Below are 18,556 nucleotides of genomic sequence, written 5' to 3' on the forward strand. Positions count from 1 at the left end.
TGCCGCAACACGCGTCCCGTTCAGCCGCCTAACATAGCTTCGCCCGTCCTTGCCAGCGTTCCCCGCGCTTTTGGCGTTCGCAAGGCGATTTTCCTGTCCGCAGCGCTTGCGGGCAGCGCCATGCTGGCCTAAAGCGCCCGCAGAAACGGGGTGGCAAACGCCCGAAATCATGACTGCGAGCTCCCATGGTCGATCTGACTCAATATTTGCCAATCCTGATATTCCTGGGCATCGCCGTTGCGCTGTCGGCGGCGTTCGTGTTCCTGCCGATGGGCGTGGCGCGGTTGACCGGGGCGCATCAGCCCGATCCGGCGAAGCTGACCGAATATGAGTGCGGCTTTCCCGCTTTCGAGGATGCGCGCAGCCAGTTCGACGTGCGCTTCTATCTCGTCGCGATTCTGTTCATCATCTTCGATCTTGAAGCGGCCTTCCTCTTTCCCTGGGCGGTCAGCCTGAAGGAAATCGGCTGGGCCGGCTGGGCGACGATGATGGTTTTCCTGGCCGAGCTCGCGATCGGTCTTGTCTATGCGTGGAAGAAAGGGGCGTTGGATTGGGAATGAGCAATTCGACCATCCTGACCCCCGGCTCGATGCCGGTCGCTCCGGGGACAGCCCCGGACCAGAGCTTTTTCGACGATCTCAATGCAGAGGTCGGCGACAAGGGGTTTCTCGTCACCTCGACCGAGGATCTCTTCAACTGGGCGCGCACCGGCTCGCTGTGGTGGATGACCTTCGGCCTCGCGTGCTGCGCGGTCGAGATGATCCACGTCAACATGCCGCGGTATGACATGGAACGCTTCGGCGTTGCGCCGCGCGCCAGCCCGCGCCAGTCCGACGTGATGATCGTCGCGGGCACGCTGTGCAACAAGATGGCCCCGGCGCTGCGCCGCGTCTACGACCAGATGTCGAACCCCAAATATGTGATTTCGATGGGTAGCTGCGCCAATGGCGGCGGCTATTACCACTACAGCTATTCGGTGGTGCGCGGCTGCGATCGCATCGTGCCCGTGGACATCTATGTCCCCGGCTGTCCCCCGACCGCCGAAGCGCTGCTCTATGGTGTCATGCAGTTGCAGCGGAAAATCCGCCGCACCGGAACGATCGAACGCTGATGGCCAGTCCCGCTCCCCTGATCGCGCCGCGCGACGGCATTGTCGAGGCGCTGAAGAAAGTCGTCGGCGGCGATCTGATCGCGCATGTCTTCGCCGTGGGCGAGGACAGCATCACCGTGCGCCGCGAAGCGGTTGCCGGGGTGATGGTCGGCCTGCGCGACGAACTTGCCTATCAGCAGCTCATGGAGATCGCCGGGGTCGATTATCCCGACCGGCCAGAGCGGTTCGAAGTCGTCTATCATCTGCTCAGCGTGACGCAGAACCACCGTCTGCGCGTCCGGGTGCTGACCGACGAGGCAACCCCGGTGCCGAGCATTGTCTCTGTCTGGCCCAACGCCGGCTGGCTCGAACGCGAAGTGTTCGACATGTACGGGGTGCTGTTCAGCGGCAATCCCGACCTGCGCCGCATCCTGACCGACTATGGTTTCCAGGGGCATCCGCAGCGCAAGGACTTCCCGCTGACCGGTTATACCGAGCTGCGCTATTCCGAAGAGGACAAGCGCGTCGTCTATGAACCCGTCAAGCTGGCGCAGGATTTCCGCAGCTTCGACTTCCTCAGTCCGTGGGAAGGCGCCGACTATATCCTTCCCGGCGACGAAAAGGCGGGCGGCACCGGTGAGGCGCCGGGCAAGGGCGCGCCGACGCCGATGACCGCAGAGGCGGTCAAGAAGGCCGACGAGGCGAAGAAGACACCGCCGCCGACGCCCAAGACGACCGACAATGCCAAACAGACCGGCGCGGGCGAAAAGGCGAACAAGGAAGCCGCGAAGCCCAGCAAGGACAGTGCCAAGGCCAAGCCTGCGGCAAAGGCGAAGACGCCCGCGACCAAGAAGGCCGAAAAGGCTCCGGCAAAGCCCAAGGCGGCTGCCAAGGCTCCGGCCAAGCCGCGCAAGCCCAAAGCAGGAGGTGACGCATGACCGATAATGCGACGGTCCGGCACCACGGAAGCGACATGTTCGAAGGCTATCCGGTCGATACCGCCGATACGGCGGGCGATCAGGTCGTCACCAATTACACCATCAACTTCGGCCCGCAGCACCCCGCGGCACACGGCGTGCTGCGCATGGTGATGGAACTCGACGGCGAGATTATCGAACGCGTCGACCCGCACGTCGGGCTGCTCCACCGCGGCACCGAAAAGCTGATCGAATATAAGACCTATCTGCAGGCTTTGCCCTATTTCGACCGGCTCGACTATTGCTCGCCGCTCGGCATGGAGCATAGCTATGTGCTGGCGATCGAGAAATTGCTCGATCTCGAAGTGCCCGAACGCGCGCAATATCTGCGCGTGCTGTTCGCCGAGCTGACGCGCATCTGCAACCATATGCTCAACATCGGGTCGCACGTCATGGACGTCGGCGCGATGACGCCGAACCTGTGGGTGTTCGAACTGCGCGAGGATTGCCTCAACTTCTTCGAACGCGCGAGCGGCGCGCGGATGCACTCGGCCTGGTTCCGCCCCGGCGGCGTCCATCAGGACGTTCCCGAAAAGCTGCTCGTCGACATCGGCGAATGGGTCGACAAGCGCCTGCCCGAACTGTTCGGCGACGCGATGAGCCTCGTCATCGACAACCGCATCTTCAAACAGCGCAACGTCGACATCGCCGTGGTCAGCAAGGAAGACGCGCTGGCGTGGGGCTTCTCGGGCCCGATGATCCGCGGCAGCGGCATCGCGTGGGATTTGCGCAAGTCGCAGCCCTATGACGCCTATGCCAAGATGGAATTCGACATTCCCGTCGGCACGCGCGGCGACTGCTACGACCGCTTCATGGTCCGCGTACAGGAAGTCTATCAGTCGGCGCGCATCATCAAGCAGTGCCTGCGCGACATGCCGAGCGGTCCGGTCGCCAGCCTCGACCGCAAGGTTTCGCCGCCGAAGCGCGGCGAGATGAAGCAGTCGATGGAATCGCTGATCCACCACTTCAAGCTCTATACCGAGGGTTTCCACGTCCCGGCGGGCGAGGTTTACGTGGCGACCGAAAGCCCCAAGGGCGAATTCGGCGTCTATCTGGTCAGCGACGGCACCAACAAGCCGTACCGCTGCAAGATCCGCCCGACGGCGTTTTCGCACCTTCAGGCGATGGATTTCATGTGCAAGGGCCACATGCTCGCCGACACCACTGCAATTATCGGCGCCATTGACGTCGTTTTCGGAGAGTGTGACCGCTGATGGCCGACGCACCGCAAATTCCCGATGAAGCCGAAGTCCGCGCGCGCTGGGGCGCTTTTGCGTGGACGAAGGAAAATGCCGAAAAGGCGAAGGCCGTCGTCGCGCGCTATCCCGCGGGGCGTCAGCGCTCGGCGGTGATGCCGCTGCTCGATCTCGCGCAGCGCCAGGTCGGTGCCGAGACGCAGACGCAGGGCTGGCTGCCCGTGCCGGTGATCGAATATGTCGCGGCCCAGCTCGATATGCCGTTCATGCGCGCCTACGAAGTCGCGACCTTCTACACCATGTACAATCTCGCGCCGGTCGGCCGCTATCATGTGCAGGTGTGCGGCACGACGCCGTGCCTGCTGCGCGGGTCGGACGATGTCATGGCGGCGTGCAAGAACCGCGGGATGACCAAGGGCAAGACCACGCCCGACGGGCTGTTCACGCTGACCGAGGTCGAGTGCATGGGCACCTGCACCAACGCGCCGATGGTCCAGATTAACGACGATAATTACGAAGATCTCGACTATGACAGCATGACCCGCATCCTCGAGGATCTGGCGGCGGGCAAACAGCCCAAGGCGGGCACCCAGAATGCGCAGCGTCATACGAGCGACCCCGAAGGTGGCCCCACGACCCTGAAAGACATGGTCAAGGCCAACCACGACTATCGGAAGGATTGGTGATGACCCAGAAGGACATCATCACGATCCTGGCGATCATCGGCGCGCTTGTCGTGCTGGGTTTCGTGCTGCGCGTGACCTTTGCGCTGATCGGTCCGCTGCTGATCCTCGCGCTCGGTTACGTCGTTTACAAGATGATGCAAAACAAGGGTGGGACCAACTGATGCTCGCCGACAAGGATCGCATCTTTACCAATCTCTATGGCTATCAGCCGTGGAACCTCAAAAGTGCGCAGGCGCGCGGCGATTGGGACAAGACCAAGGATCTGATGACTCGCGGCCAGGACGCGATCATCGAGGAAATCAAGGCGTCCGGCCTGCGCGGCCGTGGCGGCGCGGGCTTCCCGACCGGCCTGAAATGGTCGTTCATGCCGAAGGAACCGCGCGCCGACCGCCCGAGCTTCCTCGTCATCAACGCCGACGAATCCGAACCCGGCTCGTGCAAGGATCGCGAGATCATCCGCCACGATCCGCACAAGCTGATCGAGGGCGCGCTGATCGCGGGCTATGCGATGCGTGCGCGCGCTGCGTACATCTACATTCGCGGCGAGTTCATCCGTGAGGCCGAGACACTCTTCGCGGCGGTGCAGGAGGCCTATGACGCCGGCCTGCTCGGCAAGAATGCGGCGAAGTCGGGCTATGATTTCGACGTCTTCGTCCATCGCGGCGCCGGCGCGTACATCTGCGGCGAAGAAACCGCGATGATCGAAAGCCTTGAGGGCAAGAAGGGCCAACCGCGCCTCAAACCGCCGTTCCCGGCGGGTGCGGGCCTCTATGGCTGCCCGACGACGGTCAACAATGTCGAAAGCATCGCGGTCGTCCCGACGATCCTGCGCCGCGGCGCCGCGTGGTTCTCCAGCTTCGGGCGCGAGAATAACAAGGGCACCAAGCTCTTCCAGATTTCGGGCCATGTCGAACGCCCGTGCGTGGTCGAGGAAGAGATGGGCATCCCGTTCCGCGACCTCATCGAAAAGCATTGCGGCGGCATAAGAGGCGGCTGGGACAATCTGCTCGCGGTGATCCCCGGCGGTTCGTCGGTGCCGCTCGTCCCGGCGGCGCAGATCATGGACGCGCCGATGGATTTCGACGGCCTCAAGGAACTCGGCTCGGGCCTTGGCACCGCCGCCGCGATCGTGATGGACAAGTCGACCGACGTTGTTCAGGCGATCAGCCGTATCAGCTATTTCTACAAGCATGAAAGCTGCGGCCAGTGCACGCCGTGCCGCGAAGGCACCGGCTGGATGTGGCGCGTGATGGAGCGGCTGCGCACCGGCGACGCCGACATTAGCGAGATCGATACCTTGTTCGATGTGACCAAGCAGGTCGAAGGGCATACGATCTGCGCGCTCGGCGATGCGGCGGCCTGGCCGATCCAGGGCCTGATCCGCCACTTCCGCCCCGAACTGGAACGCCGCATCCGTGAGAATGGCGGCGTGATGGAGGCGGCAGAGTGAAGAGGGCTCAGCTGTTCGCGCTTCCCGTAGTCGCTGGAAGTTTAGCGATCGTCTTTTTGGCGACACCTGCCCCGGCATGCGGCTGTATAGAAACCTCAGCAGCCGCGAAGAAGTGGGTCGCTTGTTCTTTTTCGGTGGCCGAAAAGCACGGAGAAAGCCGCTTTTACGAGAATTATCTCGTGGCGCGCCGCGATAACAAGAAGCTGCTTCCGACGGCTCCCGCACGCTTTTCCAAGCTTGAGCAGAAGATCGTTAAGTCGTGTGGCAGCTACGAGCAGGCGCGCCAAAAGGATTTGAAAGCGGGTTGGGCAAGCCACCACGTACCCAAAGATTTCATCGAAGCGAGATGGCACTGATATGCCTAAAGTTACCGTAGATGGCGTAGAAATCGACGTTCCGCAGGGCGCAACCGTTCTGCAGGCGTGCGAGATGGCGGGGAAGGAAATTCCGCGCTTCTGCTACCATGAACGCCTGTCGATCGCCGGCAATTGCCGCATGTGCCTCGTCGAAGTGTCGCCCGGCCCGCCGAAGCCGCAGGCGTCGTGCGCGCTCCCGACCGCCGAAGGGCAGGTGATCAAGACCGATAGCCCGATGGTGAAAAAGGCGCGCGAAGGGGTGATGGAGTTTCTGCTCATCAACCACCCGCTCGACTGCCCGATCTGCGATCAGGGCGGCGAATGCGACCTGCAGGACCAGTCGGTCGCCTATGGCCGCGGTGCGTCGCGCTATGACGAGAACAAGCGCGCGGTGACCGAGAAATATATGGGGCCGATCGTCAAGACGGTGATGACGCGCTGCATCCAGTGCACGCGCTGCGTCCGCTTTGCCGAGGAAGTCGCCGGGGTCGAGGATATCGGCGCGATCTATCGCGGCGAGAATATGCAGATCACCAGCTATCTCGAGCGCGCGGTCGCGAGCGAGCTGTCGGGCAATGTCGTCGATCTTTGCCCGGTCGGCGCGCTGACCAGCAAGCCCTATGCGTTCGAGGCGCGGCCGTGGGAACTGACCAAGACGCTGGGCATCGACATGATGGACGCGGTCGGCACCAACGTCCGTATCGACAGCCGCGGCCGCCAGGTGCTGCGCGTGCTGCCGCGCGTCAACGACGATGTGAACGAGGAATGGGCGAGCGACAAGACGCGCCACCATGTCGACGGCCTGATGCGCCGCCGCCTCGACCGCCCCTATGTGCGCAAGGACGGCAGGCTCGTCGAGGCGAGCTGGGCCGAAGCTTTTGCCGCGATCAAGGCGGCGAACGCCGGCAAGTCGGTCGCGGCGATTGCGGGCGACATGGTCGATTGCGAGACGATGTTCGCGGCGAAGGCGCTGGTGAATGCGCTCGGTTCCGACCTGCTCGAAGGACGCCAGACGGGCCTTGCCTATGACGTCACCAGCCTGTCGGCGGTCAATTTCAATACCACGATTGCGCAGGCCGAAAATGCCGACGTGATCCTGCTCGTCGGCACCAATCTGCGCTGGGAAGCGCCGCTCATCAACACGCGCGTCCGCAAGGCGGTGTGGAAGAAGGGTGCGAAAGTGTTCGGTATCGGGCCCGAAGTCGACCTCACCTACAAGACCGAATGGCTCGGCGACGATGCCTCGCTGGTCGCGAAACTGCCCAAGGCAGCGATGGATGCGCTGAAGGGCGCCGAGCGGCCGATGCTGGTATTCGGCGGCGGCGCGCTGTCGGTGCCGGGCGTCCATGGCGCCGCGCTGGCGCTCGCCAAGAGCGTCGACGCGGTGAAGGACGGCTGGAACGGCTTCAACGTCGTCCATTTCTCGGCCGCGCGCATGGGGGCCTTGATGCTCGGCTACGCACAGCCGGGCGGGATCAAGGACATCATCGCCGCCAAGCCCAAGCTGACCTTCTTCCTGGGCGCCGACGAGGTCGATTTCGCGGCCTTCGACAAGAGCTTCAAAGTCTATGTCGGCCATCATGGCGACAAGGGCGCGCATGCGGCCGACGTCATCCTGCCGGCCGCGGCGTGGACCGAAAAGGACTTCACGACGGTCAACACCGAAGGCCGCGTCCAGCGCAGCGAAAAGGCGGTGTTCGCGCCGGGTGACGCGCGCGAAGACTGGAGCATCTTCCGCGCGCTGGCCGATGCGCTCGGCGTCAGCGTCGGCTTCGACAGCTTCGACGAATGTCGCGCGGCGATGATCGCGGCGGTGCCGGCGCTCGGCGTCGAGGGGCTGGCCGATTACGGCTGGTCCGTGCCCAAGCTCGACGCGAAGCCCGAGGCGCGCGCGATCCCGTCGCCGATCAAGGATTTCTACCTCACCAACGCCATCTGCCGCGCATCGCCGACGATGGAGCGCTGCTCGGCCGAGCTGCTGCATGGCGCGGATTATGCGGAGGCCGCGGAATGAGCTTCGCAAAAAGCAGTTTCGTCACCCCGGACTTGATCCGGGGTCCATGGATGCCGGATCAAGTCCGGCATGACGATAGGGAGTGGTCGCTGTGACCGAGTTTTTTCAGGACTTTAACCTGTTCGGCTTGTCGGCTTTGCATATTACGATGAGCTATGAGGCGGCATGGGCGCTCGCCACCATCTGCGGCATCCTGCTTATCGCGTTGCCGCTGATGCTCGCGGTGGCGATGATCATCTATGCCGACCGCAAGATTTGGGCCGCGATCGCGCTGCGCCGCGGTCCGAACGTCGTCGGTCCCTTCGGACTGCTGCAGAGCTTCGCCGACGGCCTGAAAGTGTTCCTGCAGGAAACGATCATTCCGTCGAGCGCGAACCGCGGCCTGTTCCTGATCGCGCCGATCATCACCTTCACCGTGGCGCTGATGGCGTGGGCGGTGATCCCGTTCAATTCGGGTGCGGTGCTCGCCGACATCAACGTCGGGCTGCTCTACATCCTCGCGATCTCGTCGCTCGGCGTTTACGGCGTCATCCTGTCGGGCTGGTCGTCGAACTCGAAATATCCCTTCTTTTCCGCGCTGCGCGCCTCGGCGCAGATGATCTCCTATGAAGTGTCGATCGGTTTCATCCTGATCGGCGTCGTCCTGTGGGCCGACAGCTTCAACTTGAATGAGATCGTCAAGGCGCAGCAGGGGCACGGGCTGGGCTTCGTCAACGCCTTCGGCTTCAACCTGCTGCTCTTCCCGCTCGCGGTGATGTTCCTGATCTCGGCGCTCGCCGAAACCGCGCGTGCGCCGTTCGACCTGACCGAGGCCGAAAGCGAGCTCGTCGCGGGCTATCAGACCGAATATTCGTCGATGAGCTTCGCGCTCTTCTGGCTCGGGGAATATGCCAACGTCCTGCTGATGTGCACGCTCAACGCCGTGCTCTTCTGGGGCGGCTGGCTGCCGCCGGTCGACTGGGCGCCGCTCTATGCCGTCCCCGGCATCATCTGGCTGTTCGCGAAGATCCTGTTCTTCTTCTTCGTCTTCAGCTGGGTGAAGGCGACCGTCCCGCGCTATCGCTATGACCAACTGATGCGGCTGGGGTGGAAAATCTTCCTGCCGATCTCGCTGATCTGGGTGTTCCTGATCTCCGGCTATCTGATGCTGACGAGGTATTCATGAGTTACGTAGGCCATCTCGTCAAAAGCTTCACCCTCTGGGAGTTTGTGAAGGCGCACGCCCTCACGCTCAAATATTTCTTCAAGCCGAAGGCGACGATCAACTATCCGTTTGAGAAGAACCCGCTCAGCCCGCGTTTCCGCGGCGAGCATGCGCTGCGCCGTTATCCGAACGGCGAGGAACGCTGCATCGCGTGCAAGCTGTGCGAGGCAATCTGTCCGGCGCAGGCGATCACGATCGAGGCCGAGCCGCGCGACGATGGTAGCCGTCGCACGACGCGCTACGACATCGACATGACCAAGTGCATCTATTGCGGCTTCTGTCAGGAAGCCTGCCCGGTCGATGCCATCGTCGAGGGGCCGAACTTCGAATTCGCGACCGAAACGCGCGAGGAACTGCTCTATGACAAGGCCAAGCTGCTCGCCAATGGCGACAAATGGGAACGCGCGATTGCGGCCAATCTTGCCGCCGACGCGCCCTATCGGTAAGGGCGCGCGGACATGATTCAACTGATCGCCTTTTACCTGTTCGCGACCATCGTGATCGCGTCGGCCGCGATGGTGATTTTCGCCCGCAATCCCGTGCATAGCGTGATGTGGCTGATCCTCGCCTTCTTCAACGCGGCGGGGCTGATGCTGCTCGCAGGGGCGGAATTCATCGCGATGCTGCTCGTCATCGTCTATGTCGGCGCGGTCGCGGTGCTGTTCCTGTTCGTCGTGATGATGCTCGACATCGACTTCGCCGAGCTGCGCGCCGGTTTCGTGCGCTATTTGCCGCTGGGCGCGCTCGTCGCGATCATCCTTGCCGCCGAACTGGTGTTCGCGGTCGGCGCCTGGAGCGCCGGGGGGATCGATCTTGCGGCGCGCGCCGCGCCCGTGGTCAGCGACAAGAGCAATATCCAGCAGATCGGCGAACTGCTCTACACGCGCTATATCTTCCTGTTCGAGGCGGCGGGCATCGTCCTCCTCGTCGCGATGATCGGCGCGATCGTGCTCACCCACCGCCAGCGCGGCGGCGTGCGTGGACAGAATATCAGCCAGCAGGTGCGCCGCCGTCCCGAAGACGCGACGCGCCTCGTCGATCCGGGCGTCGGGCAGGGGATGGAACTGTGATTTCGGTCGGCCATTATCTCGCCGTTTCGGCGGTGCTGTTCACGCTCGGCGTGCTCGGCATCTTCATCAATCGCAAGAATATCATCGTCATCCTGATGGCGATCGAGCTCATCCTGCTTGCCGTGAACATCAACCTCGTGGCGTTCAGTGCCGCGCTGGGTGATCTGGTGGGCCAGGTCTTTTCGATGTTCGTGTTGACCGTTGCCGCGGGCGAAGCCGCGATCGGTCTCGCGATCCTTGTCATCTATTTCCGCGGCCGCGGCACCATCGCCGTCGACGATGCCAACCGGATGAAGGGCTGATTTGGTGGAGAATATCTTCTTTCTGAAGCCCCTTGCGCTCGGCTCAATTGTCTACATCGTTTTCCTGCCGCTGCTCGCGGCGCTTGTTGCAGGTCTGGGCCAGCGCGCCATCGGCACCACCGCGGCAAAGCTCGTGACCACCGGTGCGCTGTTCGCAAGCTGCGCGCTGAGCTGGCCGATTTTTCTGTCCTTTGTCGCGGGAACGGGCGAAGCCGGCGTCACGCCGGTGCTGCACTGGGTTTCGTCGGGCGCGCTCCAGTTCAACTGGGAGCTGCGCGTCGACACGCTGACCGCGGTGATGCTGGTCGTCATCACGACCGTTTCGGCGCTCGTCCACCTCTATAGCTGGGGCTATATGAGCGAAGACCCGGAGCAGCCGCGCTTCTTCGCCTATCTGTCGCTCTTCACCTTCGCGATGCTGATGCTCGTGACCGCGAACAACCTCGTCCAGATGTTCTTCGGCTGGGAAGGCGTTGGCCTCGCATCCTATCTGCTCATCGGTTTCTGGTACAAGAAGCCGAGCGCCAATGCTGCAGCGATCAAGGCGTTCGTCGTCAATCGCGTCGGCGACCTTGGCTTCATGCTCGGCATCTTCGGCACCTTCCTGGTGTTCGGCACCGTCTCGATCCCCGAGATTCTGGCCGCGGCGCCGGGCATGGCGGGATCGACGATCGGCTTTCTCGGCCACCGCTTCGACACGATGACCGTGCTTTGCCTGCTGCTGTTCATCGGCGCGATGGGCAAGTCGGCGCAGCTTGGCTTGCACACCTGGCTTCCCGACGCGATGGAAGGTCCGACCCCCGTGTCGGCGCTGATCCACGCCGCGACGATGGTCACCGCGGGGGTGTTCATGGTCTGCCGCCTGTCGCCGATGTTCGAAGCCGCGCCGGTCGCGGCGGGCGTCGTCACCTTCGTCGGCGCCGCCACCTGCTTCTTCGCCGCGACCGTCGGCACGACGCAGTGGGACATCAAGCGCGTCATCGCCTATTCGACCTGTTCGCAGCTCGGCTACATGTTCTTTGCGGCGGGCGTCGGCGCTTACGGCGCGGCGATGTTCCACCTGTTCACGCACGCCTTCTTCAAGGCGCTGCTGTTCCTGGGCGCGGGTTCGGTCATCCATGCGATGCACCACGAGCAGGACATGCGTTACTATGGCGGGCTTCGGAAACATATCCCGCTCACCTATTGGGCGATGATGATGGGGACGCTGGCGATCACCGGCGTCGGCATCGCGGGCGTGGCGGGTTTCGCTGGCTTCTATTCGAAGGACGGGATCCTCGAGGCAGCGTTCGCTGCTGGCGGTGGCGGCCAGATCGCCTTCTGGGTCGGTATTTTCGCCGCGTTGCTGACGAGCTTCTACTCATGGCGTCTCGTCTTCCTGACCTTCTATGGCAAGCCGCGGTGGGAGCAGAGCGAGCATATCCAGCATGCGGTGCACGACGATCATGGCCACGGCCATGACGATCACGCCCATGCGCCTCACCAAGACGCGCACGGCGATGGCACGGCGGGCTATCATCCGCACGAAAGCCCGATCAACATGCTGATCCCGCTGGGCGTGCTGTCGCTCGGCGCGGTGTTTGCGGGGATGCTCTTCAACCACCAGTTCATCTACCCCGAAGAGGGCGCGGCTTTCTGGAAGGGCAGCCTGGCGTTCAACGAACATTTGATGCACGCGGCGCACGAAGTGCCGCTGTGGGTCAAGTGGATGCCGTTCACGGTGATGGCGATCGGCCTGTTCCTTGCCTGGAACAGCTATATCCGCAACACGACGCTGCCCGCGCGGTTCGTCGCGCAGTTCTCGCTGCTGCACAAATTCCTGTTCAACAAATGGTATTTCGACGAGCTCTACAACTTCCTCTTCGTCAAGCCGGCGTTCGCGATCGGCCGCTTCTTCTGGAAGCGTGGGGATGAAGGCACCATCGACCGTTTCGGTCCCAATGGTGTGGCGGCACTCGTCCAGGGGGGCACCCGGCTCGCGGTCCGGCTGCAATCGGGTTATGTTTATGGATATGCGTTCGTGATGCTGCTCGGTCTTGTCGGCCTCGCCAGCTGGGCCATGGTGAAGTTCCAGTGAGCGGTCTTCCGATCCTTTCGCTGATGCTGGCGGTCCCTGCGGTCGCCGCCATCGCATGTGTCTTCGCCAGCGACCGCAACGCGCGCCTGATCGCGCTCGCGGCGACGCTGATCGACTTCGCGCTCGGCGTCATGCTGTGGGCGAATTTCGATATCGGCGGCGCGCAGTGGCAGTTTCAGGAGATGCATCGCGGCATCTTCGGCCCGTTCAACTATGCGCTCGGCATTGACGGCATCGCGCTGGTGCTGATCATGCTCAGCGTCTTCCTGATGCCGTTGTGCATCCTGGCGAGCTGGCAATCGGTGACGAAGCGCGTCGGCCTCTACATGGCGATGTTCCTCGTCATGGAAGTGGTGATGATCGGCGTCTTTGCGGCGCAGGATCTGCTGCTCTTCTATATCTTCTTCGAAGCTGGCCTGATCCCGATGTATTTCATCATCGGCATCTGGGGCGGCGCGAACCGCATCTATGCGGCTTTCAAATTCTTCCTCTACACGCTGCTCGGCTCGGTGCTGATGCTGATTGCGATGATCGCGATGATCCGCGAAGCGGGGACCACCGACATCCCGACGCTGCTCGTCTATAATTTCCCGCCGGAAATGCAGACGTGGCTGTGGCTCGCCTTTTTCGCCAGCCTCGCGGTGAAGATGCCGATGTGGCCGGTCCATACCTGGCTTCCCGACGCGCACGTCCAGGCGCCGACGGCAGGTTCGATGATCCTGGCGGGCGTGCTGCTCAAGATGGGCAGCTATGGCTTCATCCGGTTCATGATGCCGATGTTCCCCGATGCCTCGGCGCAGCTGATGTGGATCGTCTTTGCGCTGTCGATGATCGCGGTGGTCTACACCAGCCTCGTCGCGCTGGTGCAGAGCGACATGAAGAAGCTGATCGCCTATTCGTCGGTCGCCCACATGGCGATCGTGACCGCGGGCCTCTTCGCCTTCAACCAGCAGGGCATCGAAGGCGCGATGATCATCATGCTCAGCCATGGGGTCGTTTCGGCCGCGCTCTTCTTCTGCGTCGGCGTGATCTATGACCGGCTGCACACGCGCGAGATCGACCGCTACGGCGGCCTCGCGGTGAACATGCCGGCCTATGCGCTGTTCTTCATGCTCTTCACCATGGCGTCGATCGGCCTTCCGGGGACCAGCGGCTTCGTCGGCGAATTCCTGAGCCTCGCCGGCATCTACGAAGCGTCGAGCTGGGTCGCGCTGGTTTGCACGACCGGTATCATCCTGGGCGCCGCCTATATGCTTTACCTCTATCGCCGCATCGTGTTCGGCGAACTGACCAAGGACGATGTGAAGGCCATGCCCGACATCAATCCCCGCGAATGGGCGATTTTCGTGCCGCTGGCCGCGGTGGCGCTGTGGATGGGCGTCTATCCCGAAAGCTTCCTCGCCCCGCTCCGCGGCGACGTGACCACCGTGGTCGCGCGCCTCGCGCCCGCCAAGCCCGCCGGCGATGCCCACGTCACCGCCGGGAAGCCCAAGGCGGCGCACGACGCGCATGGAGAGGCCGCCGCCGCCGGCGAAGCGCATCATGCGGGGGGCCTCCAATGACCGCTGATCTCGCCCTCATCTGGCCCGAACTGATCCTGACGATCGGCGGGCTCGTTACGCTGCTGCTCGGGACATTTGGCGGTGACCGTCAGGTCGGCCTCTATCAGCTTGCGGCGCTCGTCACGCTTGCTGCTGCGGCGGCGGCGGTTGTCGCGATGTTCGGGACGCAGGCTTCGGTCTTTTCGAACACGCTGGAAGTTGATGCCTTCGGCGGCTTTGCCAAGCTGCTCATCTACGCCGCAAGCTTCATCTGCATCCTGATCGCGCCGCGCTTCTTCAAGGACGCGATGCGCGCCGAATATCCGGTGCTGATCCTGTTCGCGGCGCTCGGCATGGGTATCATGGCGTCGGCGCGCGACCTGATGACGCTCTACGTCGGGCTCGAGCTCAACAGCCTTGCCGCCTATGTGCTTGCCAGCTTCATGCGGTCGGACGACCGGTCGAGCGAGGCGGGGCTCAAATATTTCGTCCTTGGCGCGCTGGCTTCGGGGATGCTGCTTTACGGCATTTCGCTGCTCTACGGCTTTTCGGGAACGACGCAGTTCGCCGGCATCGCGCAGGCGATGGGCGGCGGCATGAACAACGGCCTGCTGTTCGGCCTCGTCTTCGTGATCGCCGGTCTGGCGTTCAAGATCAGCGCGGTGCCCTTCCACATGTGGACGCCCGACGTCTATGAAGGCGCGCCGACCCCGGTGACGACCTTCTTCGCCAGCGCCCCGAAGGTCGCGGCGATGGCGCTCATGACGCGCGTCGTCATCGAAGCCATGGGTCCGGCGACCGCGGCGTGGCAGCAGATCATGATCTTCCTCGCGCTCGCGTCGATCATCCTCGGCGCTGTCGGGGCGATCGGGCAGAAGAATATCAAGCGCCTGCTTGCCTATTCGTCGATCAACAATGTCGGCTTCATGCTCGTCGGCCTGGCCGCCGGCACCCAGCAGGGCGTCGAGTCGGTGCTGACCTATCTGCTCGTCTATGTCGTGACGACGATCGGCAGCTTCCTCGTCGTGCTCCAGCTGCGCGATACCGCGGGCAATCCGATCGAAAGCATCCCGGCGCTCGCGGGCTTTTCGCAGCGCCGCCCGGGGCTTGCCGCGGCGATGGCGGTGTTCCTGTTCAGCCTCGCCGGCATTCCGCCGCTCTTTGGCTTCTGGCCGAAATATCTGGTGTTCCAGGCCGCGGTCGATGCCAATCTGCTGCCGCTGGCGATTGCCGGGATCGTCGCGTCGGTGATCGGTGCTTTCTATTATATCGCGGTGATCAAGACGATGTACTTCGACGACAAGTCGGAGGTTGAATTCGGTACCGGCGGCGTCGTGGTCGAGGATGCGGTCATTACCGCCAGCGCCCTGTGGCTGTCGGTCGTCGGCTATTTCTTCATTCCGGTGCTGGCGGTCGTCTCCGCCACCGCGGCTGCGGTGCTGTTCTGATCCCGCCGATCGAGCGGATCGCGCAGACAGGTTCGACCAACGCCGACCTGCTGGCGCGGCTGGCGGCGGGCGAGCATGTCGGCGAGGGGCATTGGCTCGTCGCCGACCGCCAGACCGCCGGACGCGGGCGGCTGGGCCGCGCATGGGGCGATGGCCTCGGCAATTTCATGGGATCGACGGTGGTGCAGTTGCGCGCCGGCGACCCGCTCGCCGCGACGCTGGCGCTGGTCGCCGGGGTCGCGCTGGCGAAGACGATCCGCGCGCTGGCGCCGGCGATCGACTTCCAGCTCAAATGGCCGAATGATGTCCTGGCCGACGGTGCCAAATGTTCGGGCATTCTGCTCGAGCGCAGCGGCGACAGCGTAGTGATCGGGGTCGGTGTCAATCTGGTTTCGGCGCCCGATCTGCCCGACCGTGCCACCGCATCGCTCGCCGAAAAGGGCGCGGCGATCGACCGCGACCGCTTTGCCGATGCGCTGGCGGTCGCCATGGCCGACGCGCTCTGGAGCTGGCGCCAGGAAGGCGTCGAAAGCATCGTGCGCGCCTGGTTGCCGCTGGGGCATCCCGTGGGCACGCCGCTACATGTGTCCGAACAGGCACTCGACGGATATTTCGACGGCCTCGCGCCCGACGGAGCGCTGCGCTTGCGCCGCGCCGACGGGGAGGTCATGCTGGTGCATGCGGGCGACGTCGAATTGCGGCGACCCGTAGAGGAGGGGACATAACCGTGCTGCTCGCGATCGATGTCGGCAACACCAACGCGAAATTCGCTGTTTTCCGCGACTCGATGGCGGTCGCGCGCTGGCGCATCGCGACCGACGACCGGCGCACCGCCGACGAATATATGGTGTGGCTCGATCAATTGCTGCGGCTCGAAGGGCTCGACCGTGCCGAAATCGACGCCGTGATCATCTCGACCGTCGTGCCGCGTGCACTCCACAATCTGCAGTTGCTCGCCGACAAATATTTCGGTGTCGAGGCACTCGTCGCCGGGCGCGAACCGGTAAGCTGGGGCATCGCGCTCAAGGTCGACGAGCCGCAGGCGGTGGGCGCCGACCGCGCCTGCAACGCCATTTCGGCGCAAGCGATCGAGCCGGGCAGGGACAAGCTGGTCATCAGCTTCGGCACTGCGACGACCTTCGATCATATCGGGCCCGACGGTGCCTATCTCGGCGGCATCATCGCGCCCGGGGTCAATCTGTCGCTCGAAGCGCTCGTGAATGCCGCCGCCAAGCTGCCACGCATCGCGATCGAAGCACCGGCGTCGAACAGCGTCATCGGCCGCACCACCGAAAGCCAGATGCTGATCGGCGTCTATTGGGGCTATGTCGGGATGATCGAGGGGCTTATGCACCGCATGAAGGCGGAAATCGGCAAGCCTGTCACCGTCATCGCGACGGGCGGGCTCGCGATATTGTTTCAGGAACAGGCGCATCTGTTCGACCGGGTCGAACCCGATCTGACGCTCAACGGGTTGATGCACCTCTATAATCAGAGAGGCATTTCGGCATGACCGTTCCCGGCAAGGAACTGCTTTTCCTCGCGCTCGGCGGGTCGGGTGAGATCGGCATGAACGCCAATCTCTATGGCTGCGACGGCAAGTGGATCATGCTCGATCTCGGCGTCAGCTTCGGGTCGCAGGATTATCCCGGCATCGACATCGTCATGCCCGACCTCGAATTTATCGAGGATCGCAAGGCCGACCTGCTCGGCATCATCCTGACCCACGGGCACGAGGATCATATCGGCGCGATTCCCTATCTCGCCGCCGACCTTGGCGTGCCGCTCTATGCCAATCGTTTCACCGCCGGCCTGATCGCGCACAAGCTCGCCGAGGAAGGGCTGGAGAAAGAGGTCGAGCTGAAGGTTGTCGATATCGATGCGCAGTTCCGCATCGGCCCGTTCGGTATCCGATTGATGCCGCTCGCCCACTCGATCCTCGAGATGAGCGCGGCGGTGATCGACACGCCCTATGGCCGCGTCTTCCACACCGGCGACTGGAAGCTCGACGACGATCCGGTCATCGGCACACCGTCGAGCGCCGCGGCGCTGACCGCGGTGGGCGATGAAGGCGTCGATGTGCTTGTCTGCGATTCGACCAATGCTTTCAATGCGCAGGCATCGGGTACCGAGGGCGGCGTGCGCGATGGTCTGCTCGCCGCCGTCGGCGCGGCGAAGGGGAGGGTGGTCGTCACCACTTTCGCCTCCAACGCGGCGCGCCTCGACACGCTGGGGCAGGTCGCCAAGGCCACCGGGCGCACCCTGTGTGTCGCGGGGCGGTCGCTCGATCGCATTTTGGGCGTTGCACGCACCGCGGGGTATCTCAAGGATTTCCCGGCGACGGTCGACTTCGACGAAGCGATGCGGCTGCCGCGCGACAAGGTGATGATCGTCGCGACGGGCGGGCAGGGCGAACCACGCGCCGCGCTCGCGCGCATCGCCGAAGGGATTCACCAGATCAAGCTCGAGGCGGGCGATACGGTCGTCTTTTCGTCGAAGCAGATCCCCGGCAACGAGATTGCGATCGGACGGATCATGAACCAGCTCGCGGCGCGCGACATTCTGACCGTGACCGAAAAGCAGGCGCATATTCACGTCAGCGGCCATCCGGGGCAGCCGGAACTTGCGGCGCTTTATGGCTGGCTGCGTCCCAGGCTGATCGTGCCGGTGCATGGCGAGATCCGCCATATGCACGAACAGGCGCGTTTCGCTCTCGAACAACGCGTCCCCGACGCGCTGGTGCAGGAAAATGGCGATCTGGTCCGCTTGGCCCCCGGTCCCGCTCGTATCCTCGAGCGCGTGCGTTCGGGCCGACTCATTCTCGACGGCGACGTGATCCTGCCCGCCGATGGCGAAACGATCAACGAGCGGCGCAAATTGTCCTTCTACGGCCAGATTTCGGTCGCGGTCGTGCTGTCTAGGGGCAAATTCGCGGACAGCGCGATCCAGTATCGCGGCGTGCCGGTCGAGGACGAGCGCGAAGCCTTTCTCGACGAAATGAACGCCGCTGCAGAAAAGGCAGCCAAATCCCCGGCGCGCGACCGCGATGCCCTCAAGGAAGCGATCCGTCTTGGCGTCCGGCGCATCGCAACCGACTGGACCGGCAAAAAGCCGATCGTCGATGTGCTGATTCTGGATATCTGAC

The 18,556-nt window shown here is 63.5% G+C and carries 19 protein-coding genes; all 19 read left to right on the plus strand.

The features are described from left to right. Nucleotides 1–185 precede the first annotated feature (185 nt). The 19 genes from EBMC1_RS16645 (at nt 186) to EBMC1_RS16730 (ending at nt 18,555) form a co-directional block, all read left to right on the plus strand. Complete coding sequence (locus tag EBMC1_RS16645; RefSeq protein WP_003051572.1) at nt 186–560, plus strand: NADH-quinone oxidoreductase subunit A; 375 nt, start codon at nt 186–188, stop codon at nt 558–560. Next, entirely contained in the window at nt 557–1,111 is a 555-nt protein-coding gene (locus EBMC1_RS16650) for a NuoB/complex I 20 kDa subunit family protein (protein ID WP_003051575.1), read from the plus strand. The genes EBMC1_RS16645 and EBMC1_RS16650 overlap by 4 nt, the downstream gene beginning before the upstream one ends. Next, nucleotides 1,111–2,028, plus strand: coding sequence for an NADH-quinone oxidoreductase subunit C (locus EBMC1_RS16655; protein WP_003051577.1), 918 nt, complete (start codon nt 1,111–1,113; stop codon nt 2,026–2,028). Before EBMC1_RS16650 ends, EBMC1_RS16655 begins: the two co-directional genes overlap by 1 nt. 35 nt (nt 2,029–2,063) lie before the next feature. After that, nucleotides 2,064–3,281, plus strand: coding sequence for an NADH-quinone oxidoreductase subunit D (locus EBMC1_RS16660; protein WP_040590797.1), 1,218 nt, complete (start codon nt 2,064–2,066; stop codon nt 3,279–3,281). Further along, nucleotides 3,281–3,949, plus strand: a complete 669-nt coding sequence (locus EBMC1_RS16665; protein WP_003051583.1) for a complex I 24 kDa subunit family protein — start codon at nt 3,281–3,283, stop codon at nt 3,947–3,949. Before EBMC1_RS16660 ends, EBMC1_RS16665 begins: the two co-directional genes overlap by 1 nt. Beyond that, a complete protein-coding gene (locus tag EBMC1_RS18570; protein WP_156001421.1) occupies nt 3,949–4,110 on the plus strand; it encodes a hypothetical protein in 162 nt (53 codons plus the stop codon). Before EBMC1_RS16665 ends, EBMC1_RS18570 begins: the two co-directional genes overlap by 1 nt. Further along, the gene (nuoF, locus tag EBMC1_RS16670; protein ID WP_003051586.1) at nt 4,110–5,399 is read left to right on the plus strand and encodes an NADH-quinone oxidoreductase subunit NuoF; all 1,290 of its coding nucleotides are present in this window, start codon (nt 4,110–4,112) and stop codon (nt 5,397–5,399) included. Before EBMC1_RS18570 ends, nuoF begins: the two co-directional genes overlap by 1 nt. After that, entirely contained in the window at nt 5,396–5,755 is a 360-nt protein-coding gene (locus tag EBMC1_RS18575) for a hypothetical protein (RefSeq protein WP_156001423.1), read from the plus strand. Before nuoF ends, EBMC1_RS18575 begins: the two co-directional genes overlap by 4 nt. Before the next feature lies 1 nt (nt 5,756). Next, the gene (gene nuoG, locus EBMC1_RS16680) at nt 5,757–7,769 is read left to right on the plus strand and encodes an NADH-quinone oxidoreductase subunit NuoG (RefSeq protein WP_003051597.1); all 2,013 of its coding nucleotides are present in this window, start codon (nt 5,757–5,759) and stop codon (nt 7,767–7,769) included. Between the two features lie 91 nt (nt 7,770–7,860). Then, entirely contained in the window at nt 7,861–8,934 is a 1,074-nt protein-coding gene (gene nuoH, locus EBMC1_RS16685; RefSeq protein ID WP_003051600.1) for an NADH-quinone oxidoreductase subunit NuoH, read from the plus strand. Further along, complete coding sequence (gene nuoI, locus EBMC1_RS16690; RefSeq protein ID WP_003051603.1) at nt 8,931–9,419, plus strand: NADH-quinone oxidoreductase subunit NuoI; 489 nt, start codon at nt 8,931–8,933, stop codon at nt 9,417–9,419. The genes nuoH and nuoI overlap by 4 nt, the downstream gene beginning before the upstream one ends. Nucleotides 9,420–9,431: 12 nt before the next feature. Next, on the plus strand, nt 9,432–10,043 hold the full coding sequence (locus tag EBMC1_RS16695) for an NADH-quinone oxidoreductase subunit J (RefSeq protein WP_003051606.1): 612 nt from the start codon (nt 9,432–9,434) through the stop codon (nt 10,041–10,043). Beyond that, nucleotides 10,040–10,345 (plus strand): NADH-quinone oxidoreductase subunit NuoK, encoded by a 306-nt coding sequence (gene nuoK, locus EBMC1_RS16700; protein WP_003051614.1) that lies wholly within the window; start codon nt 10,040–10,042, stop codon nt 10,343–10,345. Before EBMC1_RS16695 ends, nuoK begins: the two co-directional genes overlap by 4 nt. 4 nt (nt 10,346–10,349) lie before the next feature. Further along, entirely contained in the window at nt 10,350–12,422 is a 2,073-nt protein-coding gene (nuoL, locus tag EBMC1_RS16705; RefSeq protein WP_003051616.1) for an NADH-quinone oxidoreductase subunit L, read from the plus strand. After that, the gene (locus EBMC1_RS16710) at nt 12,419–13,984 is read left to right on the plus strand and encodes an NADH-quinone oxidoreductase subunit M (RefSeq protein WP_003051619.1); all 1,566 of its coding nucleotides are present in this window, start codon (nt 12,419–12,421) and stop codon (nt 13,982–13,984) included. The genes nuoL and EBMC1_RS16710 overlap by 4 nt, the downstream gene beginning before the upstream one ends. After that, entirely contained in the window at nt 13,981–15,411 is a 1,431-nt protein-coding gene (gene nuoN / locus EBMC1_RS16715) for an NADH-quinone oxidoreductase subunit NuoN (protein ID WP_003051626.1), read from the plus strand. The genes EBMC1_RS16710 and nuoN overlap by 4 nt, the downstream gene beginning before the upstream one ends. Further along, nucleotides 15,333–16,136: a biotin--[acetyl-CoA-carboxylase] ligase gene (locus tag EBMC1_RS16720; protein ID WP_003051629.1), complete on the plus strand. Its 804-nt coding sequence runs from the start codon at nt 15,333–15,335 to the stop codon at nt 16,134–16,136. The genes nuoN and EBMC1_RS16720 overlap by 79 nt, the downstream gene beginning before the upstream one ends. Before the next feature lie 2 nt (nt 16,137–16,138). After that, nucleotides 16,139–16,924 carry a type III pantothenate kinase gene (locus EBMC1_RS16725; protein ID WP_003051630.1) on the plus strand — a complete coding sequence of 262 codons (786 nt, stop codon included), beginning with the start codon at nt 16,139–16,141 and terminating at the stop codon, nt 16,922–16,924. Continuing rightward, entirely contained in the window at nt 16,921–18,555 is a 1,635-nt protein-coding gene (locus tag EBMC1_RS16730; RefSeq protein ID WP_003051633.1) for a ribonuclease J, read from the plus strand. Before EBMC1_RS16725 ends, EBMC1_RS16730 begins: the two co-directional genes overlap by 4 nt. Nucleotide 18,556: the final 1 nt, after the last annotated feature.

The sequence above is a fragment of the Sphingopyxis sp. MC1 genome (assembly GCF_000371385.1).
GTDB lineage: Bacteria > Pseudomonadota > Alphaproteobacteria > Sphingomonadales > Sphingomonadaceae > Sphingopyxis > Sphingopyxis terrae.